This window comes from Bacillus sp. GMs2/2, assembly GCF_050172095.1.
Classification (GTDB): Bacteria; Bacillota; Bacilli; order Bacillales; family Bacillaceae_G; genus Bacillus_A; species Bacillus_A cereus.
The window spans coordinates 1-16,244 of record NZ_JBNLYE010000082.1 but is presented as its reverse complement, the minus strand read 5'-3'; the positions used below and the strand labels follow the sequence as shown (position 1 = coordinate 16,244).

Genomic DNA, 16,244 nt, shown 5'->3' with positions numbered 1-16,244 from the left:
TTATAATTTATTATATGGTGAGCTACAAGGATATAAGGAGGAAACAAAATGAAAGAAATAGGGGCATTACAAGCAGAATACCCATTAGTGAATAAACTTATTGCAACAGAAGAAGTATTTTGGATAAATCCAAACATAGAAAAGTATGAAAGGGCAATAAAAGATTCACCACTTAATGAAGAGAATGTAAAAGATGCGGAAGAGAGATTAAAGCGTTTTGCACCATATATTGCGAAAGTTTTTCCTGAAACGAAAGGGACGAATGGCATAATCGAATCACCTTTAGTGAAAATATCTTCTATGAAAGAAGCTTTAGAGACAAATTACAAGCAACCTATTTTAGGAGAATTATTATTAAAATGTGATAGTCATCTTCCGATATCAGGATCAATTAAAGCTAGGGGCGGCATTTATGAAGTGTTGAAACATGCTGAACAACTAGCTTTGCAGCACGGTATGTTAACAGAAGAAGATGATTATTCCATTTTAGATAGTGATACATGTAGAGAGTTTTTTGCCAAATATTCAATTGCGGTCGGTTCAACAGGAAATTTAGGGCTAAGCATTGGGATTATGAGTGCGAAACTAGGTTTTAACGTAACGGTTCATATGTCAGCAGATGCGAAACAATGGAAAAAAGATTTATTAAGAAGTAAAGGTGTAAACGTTATTGAGTATGAAGCTGATTATAGTAAAGCAGTAGAAGAGGGGCGTCAGCAAGCAGATGCCGATCCTAGCTGTTATTTTGTAGATGATGAAAATTCCCATGATTTATTTTTAGGATACGCAGTAGCAGCATCGCGATTACAAAAGCAATTAGAAGAGTTAGAGATTGTAGTAGATGAAGAGCATCCTTTATTCGTTTACCTTCCGTGCGGGGTAGGAGGCGGACCTGGTGGCGTCGCATTTGGTTTAAAGTTATTGTATAAAGACAACGTGCACTGCTTCTTTGCGGAGCCTACGCACTCTCCATGCATGTTACTCGGTTTAATGACAGGACTTCATGATAAAATTACTGTTCAAGATATCGGGATCGATAATGTAACAGACGCGGACGGACTAGCGGTAGGAAGACCGTCTGGATTTGTCGGTAAAACGATGGAACCATTTTTGAGTGGGAATTACACAGTAAGCGATGAAGAGTTATATAGATTGTTAAAAGAACTAGCTGACACGGAGAATATTTATTTAGAGCCTTCTGCACTAGCAGGTATGATTGGGCCAGTGAAAGTATGTAAAGAAGATGAGTATTTACAAAAGCAACAGTTAACAGAGAAGGTGAAAAAAGGTACTCATATTGTGTGGGGAACGGGTGGAAGTATGGTTCCAAAAGATGTAATGAATGAATATTATAGGAAAGGTTTGGAGTTAACGGTATAAGAAAAATGAGGCTAATTGTAGCCTCATTTTTTCATGTACATAAAAATCTTTGTTATTTTCACAATAGTTCTTTATAGTATATATAAAGGATAACTAATATTGAATAAATACAACAAAAAAGCTTTATTTTACATAATAAGAGGATGTGTATACGATGTCATTACAGACTAAATATATAGCGGGTATTTCGCTTGGGGTTATGGGTGTAGGCTTTGCGGCTTCTATCCCTTTTCAAGGAACGATAGCTGGAGAGATTATACAAGGGGGATTTGAAGCTGGGTTAGTTGGCGGGCTTGCAGATTGGTTCGCAGTTACAGCATTATTCCGTCATCCGATGGGAATTCCAATTCCGCATACAGCTTTGTTACCTAAAAACCGTAAACGAGTAACGAAAGGGCTCATCAATACGTTAGAAAATGAGTGGCTAACGAAAGAAAGTATTACGAATAAAGTAAAAGAAATGCAGCTAGCACAAATGGTGCTACAAATTGCAGAGAGAGAAATGCAGTCTGATGCTGTGAAAAAAGGCATTGTAATGATTGCTGAGAAGGCGATTGTTTCAATCGATACAGAAAAATTAGCGGTTATTATTGAAAAAGAATTAAAGACGTATTTACATACAATTAATACAAATAACATTTTACAAGTGCTTGTTGATCAATTAGTTGTGCAAGAATATGATGAGAAGACACTTGATTACATATTAGTGAAGGTAAAAGATTGGACAGCGCAAGATGAAGCTCGTTACCAGCTCGGTAGCTTAGGTATGAAGGCGATGGAAAATATAAAAGTAGATGGATTCTTGCAGTTTACTTTGAAATCATTTATGAATATTGTAGATGAAGATAAAATTGGCGGCATTTTGCAGAAGTTTATCATTAGTAATATTAACAGCTTACAAGAGGCTGATAATAGCACAAGACAACTTATATTAGCGAAGATTCGTCAAGAAATTATCAATGTAAAAGAAAATGAAGCCTTATTAAAGGAATTAGAAAATTGGAAAGAAAAGTGGATTGCGAATTGGGATGCTACTGACAAAATAAAAGAGATGCTAGTGCAAGTACAACAAAGAGCAGTTGCTTTTGTAAATAATGAAGAATTTGCTGATAAATATGTTATTCCATTTTTACAAAAACAAATGAATAAAATAAAAGAAGATGAACAGACAGTTCAAAAAATAGAAGATTGGTTACAAAAACAAGTTGTAAGTCTTGTTGAGAAGAACCATTCGAAAATTGGTAAGCTTGTACAAGAAAACCTTGATAAGTTAGATGATAAAACGTTAATCGAAATGATTGAAAATAATGTCGGTAAAGATTTGCAGTGGATCCGAGTGAACGGGGCGGTTTGCGGATTTATGATTGGATTAGTGTTAGAAGGAATTAAAGCGATTATATGAGAAAAACCTTCCGCAATTGCGGAAGGTTTTTTATTTTTCGAGAACACTCATATTTAAATTATAAGCTTTCTCAATATTTAACTTGTACGTCCCATTTCCAGTTTTAATCGAATTTTTATACCAATGTTCTTGGTTGTTTAATTCTGGATGTTCTTCTGAAGAAGTATTTTCGTTTTTCGTTAAATCTTCTACTTGTTCCCAAGGTGTACTTCCATGGGTTTCTTTTTGATTCGTTACTGCTGTTAAAGATACATCACTTTCTTTTGCAAGATGGACAGACACTCTTGAGCTTTCCTGTACAAACCAATTATTTTGTAATTGACCTGGATAAAGAGATAGTTCGTTATTTGAAGCACGGATTTCCACATTTTTATTTTGCGGAAGAACAAGCGTTGGTTTCACCTGTGGTGCTGAATTAAATAACGTATGCTGAACAGGTAATGATTTTAAAGTGATATACATCGTTTCTCCAGCCGTTTGAACTGAAAGGAAATCATCTCGTTTTAAATTGAGTTTTTCATTTGCTTTCGTTGTCATTTCATAAGTTCCCAAAAGATGAATTTGATTTGTATTATTTCCCTCTATCGTTAGAGGCTGATGTCCTGCATCTACTACGATTTTTTTGATAGATTCAGGTATATCAAATTGTCCGTCTGGAATATTACTCGTTTGCCTCGTTGTGTTAATAGAGTGACGAACTTCTTCTAGTAATCCAGTTGATAATAAACAGTAAAAAGCAATTCCGACACTTCCTAAAACGCCGATAAAGAAAATACTAAAAATATCATATTTAATAAAAGATTGCTCTTTTTTAGAGAATAGAAGGTATAGTAAAACTTCAGCTCCAAGTATGATGAGTAAAACTGGCCACCATGCAGTTAGTGTATCTAATACTTGAATTCCTTTTACGACTGAAAAAAGTAAAAAGCATCCTAACGATATAATAGAAAGCCCCATTGAGAATGTTCCAACACGCCATGTTCTCATTCTTTTGTACCACCTTTGTTTTCTTTATTTCCAAGTAACAATTTAAAGCCGCCGCCAATTAAGAGGAGTGCAACGATAGATGTTTGGAAATAGCGATAATATAGCTCGCTAAGATGAATGTTAAATATAGTTGCAAAGTAATCATTCAAAATAGGAAGGACTGTTTGATCTAATAAATAATAACCACCGAGTGTAATTAACCCGATACCGATCCATCTTTGATGATTGATAAAATAATCAATGATAGGCTCGTCATTTACACGTTCTTTTCCATACTTTGCAGTTTGCTGTAAAGCGTCAAAGAAGCTATAGAACCAAATGATTGGAACTAAAAATAAAAACGCAGAAAGTCTTAATAAATCGAGTAAATATATTGAAAGTAAAAAGGCTGCCATAAGCTGAAGGCCGCGGCGTTGTAAACCTAAATACATATGTCCTGCTCCGGGGAACATCGCTAAAATAGAAGCGAATGTTTTATTCTTCTTTCCTTGTTCACGATGTTCTTCAAACTCTTCGAAAATAGTACGATCATCTAGTTGCTCGCCACGTTCTTTTTTCTGTAGTTGCTGAACAACGTCAAAGAAATTATAAATCCATAAAACAGGTAACGTAATAAGGAAGATAAGAAAACTTTCTTGCGATGTTAAAAGTGCAACGAAAATGATCATACTCCCGATTCCTGTGCAAGCTACTAAAAATGTAAGTCCGCGTTGCATAAGTCCTAATTGGAAATGGCCAAGCCCAGGGATGATGGATAAGAGAATGATATAAAATCGTTCGCTCTCTTTAGAGGAATTTATCACTTCTCCAGCTTCTTGCTTTTTCATTTGGTTTATAATGGTGATAACTAAATCTAGTAAGTTAATTACCCATAGAACAGCTAGTAAAAATAGAGAAAGAAAAGCAATATCACGTTCTCTTACTACTATGGTACAAAATACTGCAAAGGAGAATAGAAATAGTGATCCTCCGCTATATAAAATAAACCGTCCTAGTTTTTTTAAGTATAAATGTCCAAGCCCAGGAATTAGCCCTAATACAAGTGCTAAAAAGGGATTTTTATTCATGCTTTGAACCTCCGTCCTTTTTCGATGTGTCTACCGATTTGTTTACAATTTGTTGTGAAATAGAAGACTCGTTATGTTTTGAAGATTTCTCTAAATTTGATGTCGCTGTAAAAATATACTGAAATAAACCACTTACCATAAAAATAATTGTAGCCGCAGTCGCAATTATGTAATGAATGATCGTGCGCTTTAGTGAGGTTGTTTTTATATTTTCATTAGACTGTAGTGTTTCAAAATTAATTTGCGTCATAACTTCGTTCGTAAATGAATCATCATTTATCATTGGAAGGTTTTCATGTTGTTCATCAATACTTTCCATATAAAGTGCTAAACAATAATCACATTCATAAAGATGTTCTTCCATAGATTCACGTTCATTGCTTTCTATAAAATCTAATGTATAATTGCGCCAATCTTCTTTTGAATAATGCATCATAGAAACTCTTCCTCCTTCCAATGTTTTTTAATCCATTTTCGTGCTCGATACAGTTTCATTTCGACTGTTTTTACTTCGATGTTTTCCTGTAAAGCAATTTCTTGATAGCTCTTTTCTTCTAAGTAATGTGCGAGAACGACGTCACGGTAATTTTCTGGAAGTTCTCTCAGTTTTTGAGCAATGAGTAATTTTTGCTCTTTCGTCAATAATAAAGCCTCAATATTATGAGAGGACTGTATATTTTCCTCAGCTTCTTTACATAAGGAGAGTTCTTCACTTTCTCTAGCTTTCTTTCTCTTATAATCAATAGCGTGATTGGTGGCAATACGTGCCATCCACGTTTTTAATCCGCGAAATTGATAATTTGGGAGAGAGGTGTGAATTTTTACGAATACTTCTTGTGTAACATCTTTCGCATCTTCTTCATGTCTTAAAATAGAAAAGATAACTTGAAAAATATAATGACGATATGTTTGTACAAGGATACGAAAAGCATGCTCGCTTCCTTGCTGTGCTTTTTCAATTAATTGTTTTTCCTCAATCGGTCTCTCCCTCCTTTTTGACGCATTCTATTATATAGACGTAAAGAATGATAAGTCACCCTACACATTTTGTAAAAAAAGAATAATATATTTTTTGCGGGAGAGCTAGATGAAAAAAGGTGTGAAAAAATGGTAAAGAGAAGTATATAATGAGCAAGTAGGAAATGTTACACGTAGAAAGGATGTGAATGTTAGTAGGGCAAGGTCCATACTAACAAACATGAAAATTAAAATATTAATAGCAGATGATAACTCTTTTATTAGAGAAGGCATGAAAATTATTTTAAATACATACGAAGAGTTTGAAGTAGTAGATACTGTAAATGATGGGGAAGAAGCTGTAGCGTATTGTAAAAAGCATGAAGTTGATATTGCTCTTTTAGATGTTCGTATGCCAAATATGAACGGGGTAGAGGCGACGAAGTTCATTTGTGAAGAGACGAAAACAAAACCGCTTATTTTAACGACGTTTGATGATGATGAATATATTTTGGATGCAGTAAAAAATGGAGCGAAAGGTTATTTATTAAAAAATAACGATCCGGAGCGTATTCGTGATGCGATAAAAGGAGTATATAACGGTCAAACTGTTATGCAAGATGTTATTCTCGATAAAATTAAGTCTAATTTAATGGAAAGTAAAGAGGAAGAATGTAAAATTGATAAGAGCCTTTTCACAGAAAGGGAGCTTAGTATTATTGCATTAATTGCAAAAGGTTTCTCAAATAAAGAAATTTCGAAACAGCTTTTTATATCTGAGGGAACAATTGCAAATTATATTACGTCAGTTTTAGGGAAAACTGGACTTGAACATCGCACACAAATTGCGATTTATTACTTAACAGGGAAAGTAGATTAATGATATGGAATTTTGGTTAACTGTAAGTAAATTAATTGTCTTTTTATATATTGTGTTCAGTTATATTTACGCAAATATAGCAAATTTACCGTGGGTTATATTTACTTTACTTATTTACCTCTCTGTAAACGTAATGATTTCTATATTTAAAAAAGATACGCATAAAAAAATATTAATCTGTATGTCCATTGGCGTAGTTATGCTATTTACATGGAGGGTTCATCCATTTTTTATTTTGTTTTTACCTTTGAACTTATACGAAATTACATTCTATTACATAGAAAAGAATTGGCCACGCTTTGTCGTTATGATGCTCCCAATTACGATTGCAGATGAAAGTATTCGAATGACTTATGGATTGATTGTTGCATTTTCTTTTCTCGTTTTAACAATTGCAGATCGATATATATCGCGTGTAGTAAAGCTTGAATCGCAAAATGATAAGATGCGAAAAGATATGCAACGACTTACGAAAAGCTTACATGAAAATAAAGAGTACATAAGACAATCTGAATACACATTTAAGCTAGAAGAGAGAAATCGGTTATCGCAAGAAATTCATGATAAAATTGGTCACTCGATGACGGGTGCGCTTATTCAAATGGAAGCAGCAAAAAGGTTAATGGAAATAGATAAAGAAAAATCTGCGGAGTTATTACAAAATGCAATTCACATTTCAAAAGATGGAATTGAAAGTATTCGCATTACATTAAAAAATATGAAGCCACCAACTGAGCAAATTGGTATTCATCGTATGAAATTATTCATAGAAGAATTTGCCGGTAAGAATGATGTGAATATTCCTTTTGTATATAAAGGGAACTTAGATATGATTTCTCCCATTCAGTGGAAAATTATCGGTGAGAATGTTACAGAAGCACTAACAAATGCAATGAAATATGCTGATGCTACAGTTATTTCTATAGATATTCATGTGCTTAACAAGATGGTTAAGGTGCAAGTGAAGGATAACGGAAAAGGGGCAGCTCTTGTTAAAAAAGGTCTCGGTATTATGGGGATGGAGGAGCGAACAGCTTCAGTAAACGGAAAAATTATTGTAGATGGAACAAGTGGCTTTTCAGTGACGATGTTGTTGCCGATATAAGAGAATGGGACGAAGATGAACCATCTCATATGAAAAAAGTGAATATTCTCATGTGAAAAGAATGAACTTCTGCACTGAGCAGGTTCATTCTTTTTGTTTATACTAAAAGCAGAGAAACCGAAATAGGGGTGAAAATGATGAATACATTAGAAATTAAAAATTTAACGAAAAAATTTGGTGATTTCATCGCAGTTGATAATATGTCTTTATCTATTAAAGAAGGAGAAATATTTGGCTTTTTAGGATCAAATGGTGCTGGTAAGAGTACAACGATAAATATGATTGCTGGTTTGTTAAGAAGTAATGAAGGTGAAATTAGCATACTAGGAAAAAATATAAAGAAACATAATCGATTTGCAAAGATGAATATTGGTATTGTTCCGCAAGATATTGCGATTTATGAAGAGTTAACTGCCTATGAAAATGTGAAATTCTTTGCTGGGTTGTACGGATTACGAGGAGCCGAATTAAAAGCTAGGGTAGAGGAAGCTCTTCAATTTGTAGGACTTAGCGATAAACATAAAAGTTATCCGAAAAACTTTTCTGGCGGGATGAAACGAAGACTGAATATCGCTTGTGCGATTGCTCATAGACCGAAGTTAATTATTATGGATGAGCCGACAGTTGGAATTGATCCACAGTCAAGAAACTACATTTTGCAGTCAGTACGTAAATTAAATGAAATGGGAAGTACGATTATTTACACGAGCCACTACATGGAAGAAGTAGAAGAGATTTGTACGAAAATCGCAATTGTCGACCACGGTAAAGTGATTGCAGAAGGTACGAAAGAACAGTTAAAAGCGATTATTACAGATACGAAAGATATTTGGATTGAAGTGAAGTCAGTAGAAAATTTAGATGTAGAAAAGTTAAAAGAGATAAACGGTGTGAAAGCTGTTCAAATTGAAGAGAACGTAATCAAGGTAAACTCGGATGCAGGATTAAATAATTTAAATCAAATTATTCAGCATTTCATTAATCATGACATTGAAATTCGTTCATTAGAGGAGCAGGCTCCAAACTTAGAAACAGTATTTCTTACGTTAACCGGAAGAAACTTACGAGATAAATAAAAGGTAAATGAAGAAAAGGTAAAGGGAGGTTCATCAATTGAACATCTTCAATATTGCAATTATGCATATTAAAAGAGATTTCAGAGACGTAAGAACTTTAGTTTTTATGTTAGCATTTCCGATTGTACTTATGCTTGTGTTAGGAACAGCGTTAACCAACGCATTTAATAGTGATAGTCATTCGATTAAAGATATACAAGTGCTATATAAAGATGAAGCGAGTAGCACGTTTTCTCAATCGTTTGCAGCATTTACGAAAGAAGTGGATAAATCAGGTATTCATTTTAAAAAAGCTTCCGGCAGTATAGATGGGAAAGAAGAAGTGAAGAAAAATAAATATGCTGCTTATGTAGAGTTAAATAAAGATGGTGCAAAATTTTACGGAAGTGACAAAAGTAGTATTGAGGGGAGTATTGTGGAAGGAATGCTTACAACATTTGTTGATAAGTACAATGTAGCGGTCGAAGTTGCAAAAGTAGATCCTACTAAGGTGAGCGCAGTTATTTCAAACGGAAATCATAATGATTATATAAAAGAAACATCTTTACAAGCTGCGAAAAAACCAGGTTCTATGGATTACTATGCGGTTGTAATGACAACGATGATTGCACTGTATGCTGCGATGGGAGCGAGTTCTTTAATTCGAGGAGAACGAATACGTAAAACAGGAGATCGTCTCATTGCTGCACCTATAAGTAAAGCTGAAATATTCATTGGAAAAGTACTTGGTAGCCTAGTAGCAAATGCCCTGTGCATATTACTCGTCATGTTATTTAGTAAATTTGTTTTTCAAGCGAATTGGGGCGACCATCTTGGAATCATATTTCTTATTTTATTAACACAAGTCTTTCTAGCAATTAGCTTCGGTTTAGGAATCGGATATATCACGAAAACAGCTGAAGCGTCTAGGGCAATTATTATGGTTGTTGTGCAATTAGCTTCTATTTTTGGAGGTGCATATTTCGTAGTAGAAGAAAATTTCGTTACGAATTTATCGCCATTAACTTGGGCAAATACAGCTGTTATGAAAATTATTTATGCAAATGATGTAGGGGCAGCACTACCAGTCATTTCTTTAAACCTTGGAATATCAGCACTCTTTTTATTAATTGCAATTATTGCATTACGTAGACGGGAGGGGCTATAGTATGAAGGATATTTTATGGCTCATACAAAAAACGTTATCTGTACTTTTGAAAAATAAAAAAGGGTTATTCATTATTATTAGTTTGCCAATAATCGGAACGCTCATCTCTTTTTCGATATACGGAAATGCGGGGCAAGGAACGTTAAATATCGGGATTGTAAATAAAGAAAATGAGCCGATAGCAAATGATACGATAAAGTTTTTAGAAGGATTAAATCATGTGAATGTGAGTAAGGTGAAGGAGTCTGAAGTAGAAGATAAACTCACTTCCAAAAAACTTGATGGAGTTATTACATTAGCTTCTGGTTTTTCAAAAAGTGTTCGAGAAGGAAAACCAGAGCATATTGAAATTTCATCGATTAAAGGTGATCAAGTAACAGGATTTATAAAATCATATTTATATAATTATATTGATAATATAGCAGCTATTAGTAAAGTGGCAGGAACAGATCAAAGTGCGTTTGATAATATGTACGCAGGGTATCAAAAAGGTTCATTTAAAATGAAAACTGAGACGCTAGAAGATACTTCGAAAAATAAAGATATGACAAATCAAACGATGGGTTACCTTATTATGTTTATGCTGTTTTCAGCAGCGAACTTATCAGGTCATATTTTAAAAGAAAAAGAGAATAGAACGTACTTTAGACTATTATCAACGCCGATAGATGGGAAGAAGTTTATATTATCTAATGTCGGAGTAAATATGATAATACTAACAGTACAAATTTTGATTACAATCCTATTCCTAACGAATGTTTTTCATACGAATATCAATATGCCTTTCATAGTGATGATGGGCGTACTAATGCTATTTGCATTAATCGCAATTGGAATATCATTAGTCCTTGTAGCTTTTTCGAAAAACTCAGCATCGGCAAATGCGATGCAAAATATGATCATTGTACCAACATGCTTACTTGCTGGATGTTATTTCCCATATGATATTATGCCAAGTGCAGTACAAAAAGTAGCTAATTTTCTTCCGCAGCGCTGGTTGTTAGATACGATATCAAAACTACAGCAGGGAATACCATTCTCGGAGTTGTATTTAAACATTTTAATTTTATTCGCTTTCGCAATTGCATTCTTCTTAATTGCTATTTATAAGTTTGGAAGAAATAATGATACGAGAAATTTTGTTTAATGTGAAAAGGTGTGGCTTAATGCCATACCTTTTTTGTTTGAAACTTAGAGTATCTTTTGTAGTATAGGAATGCTTTTGTAGAGCACTTCGTTATGTGAAGCATGCAAAACATATTTATTTCCCTCTAGAAGAAAAACGCTATGTAGAACAGCGTTACCGTCACCATGTTTTGTAAGTAAATCACCGACGACTTTGCCGTCTGTCCATTTCAGTTTGGAATGTGAAGGGACGACTTGTAAATATTGAGTTGTTTCCTCTCCATCTCCGGCAATGAGTGTCGTTTCAATATTTCTTTTTTGTATAATAAATCTATTTTTATTTAATGTATCGAGGAAAGGGTTTTTCGTTTCCATCTTACTATAAGGAAGAAATGTAATAGAAGAGTTGGATTTTATAAATAAATAATTTCCGTAATCTTTACAAGGAATAACATCTTGTAATCCTGGAAAGTAAATGTGTATTGCCTCAACTTTATTCATTTTATGTAAGATGCTTAAGTAACAAATATATTGTTCCATATAAAAATGAACGATATTTATTTTAGAAGAGGCATGGATAGGGAGACTGCCTCAAGTCCAATAACTATAATTTGGTGGAGATCCAGCGTTTGGTGTGCAGAGTATTATAAGTTGATTCACATCATTTTTATATTCGTCACTTTGAACGTAAGAACGTCCAAGAAGGCCGCCCATACTATGACAAATTAAATTTAGTTTATCGCAACCTGTAATCTTTTTAGCATAAGCAATCGTTTGTAATAAATATTTTTGTGTAGAAAAAACAATACGCTGCCGCCAGTCATAAAAACAGATGAACAAGTCTTTATTTCGTTCGTACCCCATACTTTCTAGCATCATGATGAATGGTTCGTAAACAAATGCAGAAAGTCCAAAACTCCAATTACCAGTGCCGGGAATAATAATATTGCTCATTGAACCGAAAAGACCTGAGATAAAAACAATAGGAGTTTTTCCTTTTCTCATATTCGTATCTCCTTTAACTGTTTAGTATCAATAAAAATAAGAAATACATTTCGTATGAAAACATATTTAAATGAAACACTACGAAATAGTAAGGAATATGATTGGAAGGAAACCAAAATGATTAAAAAAATATTAAGAGTTACTTCTATTATTATTGCTATTTTCGTTTTTATTGTAATTTGTATGCATATCGATGTTACCTTAGGTAGGAAAATGGAAGCTGGAAAAAACATGCCGACAGAGTATGCGCCTCATTATAGTGACTTTCAATTATATGTAGAAGGGAAGTCTTTTTATAAACAATTATTTACTGATATAAGAGAAGCCAAAAGCTCCATCTACACTTATTTCTTCATTTTGTCGGATGATAAAAGTAGTCATACTTTTTTAAACTTATTAAAAGAGAAAGCAAAAGAAGGAGTAAACGTCTATTTATCAGTTGATCGCATTAATGATTTATCATTTGAAAGAAAGATGATAAATGAATTGCGGGAAAGTGGTGTGCATTTTACATATAGTAGAAAACCTGCATTGCCATTCGGATTTTATTCACTTCACCATCGTAATCATCGCCGTATTACGACGATTGATGGGGATATTGGCTATACAGGCGGATTTAATATAGGAGATGAGTACTTAGGGAAAGATAAGCGATTTGGATATTGGCGTGATTATCATGTACGGCTTAAAGGAGAAGGAGCAAAAGATTTAGAAGAGCAGTTTGCTTTAGATTGGAAACGAGATACGAAAGAAGAGATAAAGAGGAGTACGAATAAAGCTAGTAAAGGGAATACATTACATACTATGACTAGTTACAATGGGCATTACGTTGCTGAAAAATATATAGAGCTCATAAAACAAGCTCAGCACTCCATTGTAATTGCAACGCCGTATTTTATAGCAAAAAATAAAGAATCCATGAATGCTTTAATCGCAGCACAAAAGCGTGGTGTTACAGTAAAAATACTTTGGTCATATAAACCAGATCTACCTCTTATAAAAGAAGCGGCGTATCCATACATACGTCAAGCTGTTAATAATGGGATTACTGTATATGGGTATAAAAAAGGAATGTTCCATGGCAAATTAATGCTTATTGATAATGAATTAACTGTTATTGGTACAACAAACTTTACTTCGCGTAGCTTCAATATAAATGATGAAATGAATTTTTATATTTATGGCGGTCCTATTGTAGGACAAGTTAATAAGGCGTTAACAGAGGATTTTCATGATTCGAAAGAAATGACGAAAGAGTTTTTTGAGAAGTTATCTTTTTGGGAGCGTTGTAAGGAGAAAGTGGCGGGATTGGTTGAGTTCTATTTGTGATGATGGATTAGGAAAGGGTGCCTACAAAAGGCACCCTTTTTGGTGGGAAATCATTATTTTTCATGCACCAGCATCGTAACATCATCATTAATCAACGTCCCCACATGTTCACCTAAACATATTTTTTTCATGACTCCAGGCTCATCAAAGTTAAAGACATGCGTTGGTAAATTGTAGTCCCGGGCAAGCAGTAATGCCGCTTGATCCATGACTTGTATATTTTGTCTAACGACATCATTATAGTTTAGTTTGCTGTACATTTTTGCTGATTTGTTATGCTTCGGATCACTTGTAAAAACGCCATCGACACCCTGTTTTGCGACTAATATGGCATCGCTATTCATTTCAATAGCTCTTTGTACGCTTGGATAATCTGTCGTCACGAACGGTTGCCCGTTTCCGCCTCCAAAGATAACGATATAGCCGTTATCTAAATGGTGGACTGCACGCAAGCGAATGTATGGTTCAGCTACTGCATTAAATGGAATGGAAGTCATAACGCGTACTTCTCTATTTGTTTTACTTGTTAAAACACCGCGAAGCATTAAGCTGTTAATGATTGTACCTAACGTACCGATATTATCAGCTTCTACGCGATCGATTCCCCATTCTTCAGCTAGATGCCCCCTAAAAATGTTACCGCCACCGATGACGATGGATACTTCGATACCTAAATCAACAATGGATAAAATTTCGTTTGCGATATGTTCTAATCGTTTGGAGTTAAAGCTATTTCCAGTTTGATCGGCAAGTGCACCGCCGCTTAATTTAATTAAGACACGTTTATATGGCTTCATAACAATTCCCCCTATATAGATCGCAATAAAAAAGGAACAAAGGCGAATGCCTTTGTTCCTTTTTAAGAAAATGAAAAAGAAAAGAAGAAGATAGGACGAATTGCTTTGTATAGTTTTTCATAACATCCACTCCTTTTCATTTTGATTTGTTTTAAGTATATATCTTTTTGATTATACGAAACAATCTGATTACTTATCAAGTTTATTTTATCGTTTTTTAACAAAATGGTGTCAATGAAAAAAAGAAGAAAAATATTTGAATTTTTTGTGACGAACTTGTAGGTTTTTGTATGATTTTGTAGGTTCGCTTATAAGATGTGTGAGTAGCTTTTATAAATTCAAATTGAAAGCGTTCGCATGAAGGGGATGAACATAAATGAAAAAATTCGGATTGGCAACACAAATTTTTGTCGCGCTTGTTTTAGGGATTGTAGTAGGGGCAGTCTTTTATGGCAATAAAACGGCGATTTCTTATATCACACCAATTGGGGATATATTTATTCACTTAATTAAGATGATTGTAGTACCAATTGTTATTTCAGCATTAATTGTTGCAGTAGCTGGTGTAGGAGATATGAAGAAGCTTGGGAAACTGGGTGGTAAGACAATTCTTTATTTCGAAATTATTACGACGATTGCTATTTTAATGGGATTACTTGCAGCGAATATATTCCAACCAGGTACTGGTGTTGATATGAGTAATTTACAGCAAAGTGATATTTCTTCTTATAAACAAACTGCAGATGCAACAGAGAAGAAAGGTTTTGCTGAGACAATTGTTCACATTGTACCGAAAAACGTATTTGAATCGATTGCACAAGGTGACCTATTACCGATTATATTCTTCTCAGTATTATTCGGCTTAGGAGTTGCGGCAATTGGGGAAAAAGGAAAGCCTGTCTTTAACTTTTTTGAAGGCGTACTCGAAGCCATGTTTTGGGTTACAAATCAAGTTATGAAATTTGCACCATTTGGTGTATTCGCATTAATTGCCGTTACGGTTGCAAAATTTGGTGTAGCAACACTACTTCCGCTAGGAAAACTAGTGCTAGCTGTATACGTAACTGTTATACTATTCGTTGTGATTGTATTAGGTATTAATGCACGAATGGTTGGAGTAAACATTTTTACATTAATAAAAATTTTAAAAGAAGAATTGATTCTTTCATTTACGACAGCAAGTTCAGAAGCTGTTTTACCTAATATAATGAGAAAAATGGAAGAGTTCGGTTGTCCAAAGGCAGTTGCCTCTTTCGTAATTCCGACAGGTTATACATTTAACTTGACTGGATCGGCTATTTATCAAGCGTTAGCGGCATTGTTTGTTGCACAAATGTACGGTGTGCACATGTCACTAACGGAGCAAATAACGTTATTATTCGTTCTCATGTTAACATCCAAAGGTATGGCGGGAGTTCCAGGTGCATCGTTCGTTGTTGTATTAGCAACGTTAGGTTCAATGGGGTTACCACTAGAAGGTATCGCATTAATTGCGGGAATTGACCGCATTTTAGATATGATTCGCTCATCTGTCAATGTATTAGGAAATGCATTAGCGGCCATTGTTATGTCGAAGTGGGAAGGCGAATTCGATAATGAGAAAGCAAAACAATATGTAGAAACAGTCAAAGAAACAAAAGCAGCATAAGAAATCGTTAAGGAGTGAATAATCATGGCAACATTAACTGAAGTTAAAAATGGTGTTCGAATTGAAAAAGATTTTTTAGGTGAAAAAGAAGTACCAAACTATGCATACTACGGCGTACAAACAATGCGTGCAGTTGAAAACTTCCCAATTACAGGATACAAAATCCATGAAGGTTTAATTAAAGCGTTCGCAGTTGTAAAAAAAGCAGCAGCGCTTGCGAATACAGATGTAGGAAGATTGGAATTAAACAAGGGCGGTGCGATCGCAGAAGCTGCTCAAGAAATTCTTGATGGAAAATGGCATGATCATTTCATCGTAGATCCAATCCAAGGCGGAGCG

At 34.4% G+C, this 16,244-nt stretch carries 15 protein-coding genes and 1 pseudogene; 10 read left to right on the top strand and 6 right to left on the bottom strand.

All coding sequences use genetic code 11. From position 1 onward, the window contains the following. The first annotated feature begins 48 nt into the window (after positions 1-48). Together ACQGS6_RS12885 and ACQGS6_RS12880 are read left to right on the top strand one after the other, a co-directional pair. Complete coding sequence (locus ACQGS6_RS12885) at positions 49-1,380, top strand: D-serine ammonia-lyase (RefSeq protein ID WP_242784624.1); 1,332 nt, start codon at positions 49-51, stop codon at positions 1,378-1,380. Between the two features lie 154 nt (positions 1,381-1,534). Further along, complete coding sequence (locus ACQGS6_RS12880) at positions 1,535-2,782, top strand: DUF445 domain-containing protein (RefSeq protein ID WP_326318457.1); 1,248 nt, start codon at positions 1,535-1,537, stop codon at positions 2,780-2,782. A 30-nt stretch (positions 2,783-2,812) separates the two neighbouring features. Here the strand turns inward: ACQGS6_RS12880 and exsE are convergent, their stop codons facing one another. The 4 genes from exsE to ACQGS6_RS12860 are packed head-to-tail and all read right to left on the bottom strand — an operon-like array spanning position 2,813 to position 5,757. Continuing rightward, positions 2,813-3,769, bottom strand: coding sequence for an exosporium protein ExsE (gene exsE, locus ACQGS6_RS12875; RefSeq protein ID WP_001261427.1), 957 nt, complete (start codon positions 3,767-3,769; stop codon positions 2,813-2,815). Next, positions 3,766-4,836 (bottom strand): hypothetical protein, encoded by a 1,071-nt coding sequence (locus ACQGS6_RS12870; RefSeq protein ID WP_426965198.1) that lies wholly within the window; start codon positions 4,834-4,836, stop codon positions 3,766-3,768. The genes exsE and ACQGS6_RS12870 overlap by 4 nt, the downstream gene beginning before the upstream one ends. Beyond that, positions 4,829-5,272: a hypothetical protein gene (locus tag ACQGS6_RS12865; RefSeq protein WP_000972356.1), complete on the bottom strand. Its 444-nt coding sequence runs from the start codon at positions 5,270-5,272 to the stop codon at positions 4,829-4,831. The genes ACQGS6_RS12870 and ACQGS6_RS12865 overlap by 8 nt, the downstream gene beginning before the upstream one ends. After that, positions 5,269-5,757: an RNA polymerase sigma factor gene (locus tag ACQGS6_RS12860; protein ID WP_080029649.1), complete on the bottom strand. Its 489-nt coding sequence runs from the start codon at positions 5,755-5,757 to the stop codon at positions 5,269-5,271. Before ACQGS6_RS12860 ends, ACQGS6_RS12865 begins: the two co-directional genes overlap by 4 nt. A 277-nt stretch (positions 5,758-6,034) precedes the next feature. Here ACQGS6_RS12860 and ACQGS6_RS12855 point away from each other — a divergent pair, with 277 nt between their 5' ends. From ACQGS6_RS12855 to ACQGS6_RS12835, 5 genes are all read left to right on the top strand, one after another. Further along, positions 6,035-6,673, top strand: coding sequence for a response regulator transcription factor (locus ACQGS6_RS12855; RefSeq protein ID WP_000694092.1), 639 nt, complete (start codon positions 6,035-6,037; stop codon positions 6,671-6,673). Between the two features lie 4 nt (positions 6,674-6,677). Then, positions 6,678-7,778, top strand: a complete 1,101-nt coding sequence (locus ACQGS6_RS12850) for a sensor histidine kinase (protein WP_326318455.1) — start codon at positions 6,678-6,680, stop codon at positions 7,776-7,778. Between the two features lie 137 nt (positions 7,779-7,915). Next, a complete protein-coding gene (locus ACQGS6_RS12845; protein ID WP_001093811.1) occupies positions 7,916-8,854 on the top strand; it encodes an ABC transporter ATP-binding protein in 939 nt (312 codons plus the stop codon). Positions 8,855-8,891: 37 nt separating this feature from the next. Continuing rightward, positions 8,892-10,001: an ABC transporter permease gene (locus tag ACQGS6_RS12840; RefSeq protein WP_001020148.1), complete on the top strand. Its 1,110-nt coding sequence runs from the start codon at positions 8,892-8,894 to the stop codon at positions 9,999-10,001. 1 nt (position 10,002) lies between these two features. Next, complete coding sequence (locus tag ACQGS6_RS12835) at positions 10,003-11,148, top strand: ABC transporter permease (protein ID WP_426965197.1); 1,146 nt, start codon at positions 10,003-10,005, stop codon at positions 11,146-11,148. Positions 11,149-11,192: 44 nt separating this feature from the next. On the opposite strand, the pseudogene ACQGS6_RS12830 reads toward ACQGS6_RS12835, so the two are convergent. Continuing rightward, positions 11,193-12,131 (bottom strand): annotated as a pseudogene (locus ACQGS6_RS12830) (esterase/lipase family protein). A gap of 117 nt (positions 12,132-12,248) precedes the next feature. On the opposite strand from ACQGS6_RS12830, the gene cls reads away from it, so the two are divergent. Next, positions 12,249-13,460 (top strand): cardiolipin synthase, encoded by a 1,212-nt coding sequence (cls, locus tag ACQGS6_RS12825; protein ID WP_000591931.1) that lies wholly within the window; start codon positions 12,249-12,251, stop codon positions 13,458-13,460. 53 nt (positions 13,461-13,513) lie between these two features. Here cls and pyrH read toward each other — a convergent pair whose 3' ends face one another. After that, positions 13,514-14,257, bottom strand: a complete 744-nt coding sequence (gene pyrH / locus ACQGS6_RS12820) for a UMP kinase (RefSeq protein ID WP_000806138.1) — start codon at positions 14,255-14,257, stop codon at positions 13,514-13,516. 376 nt (positions 14,258-14,633) lie between these two features. Between pyrH and ACQGS6_RS12815 the strand changes: the two genes are divergently transcribed. Beyond that, the gene (locus ACQGS6_RS12815; protein WP_000713291.1) at positions 14,634-15,905 is read left to right on the top strand and encodes a cation:dicarboxylate symporter family transporter; all 1,272 of its coding nucleotides are present in this window, start codon (positions 14,634-14,636) and stop codon (positions 15,903-15,905) included. 24 nt (positions 15,906-15,929) lie between these two features. Further along, on the top strand, positions 15,930-16,244 hold a 315-nt coding region (locus tag ACQGS6_RS12810), incomplete at its 3' end, for a lyase family protein (RefSeq protein WP_241669925.1).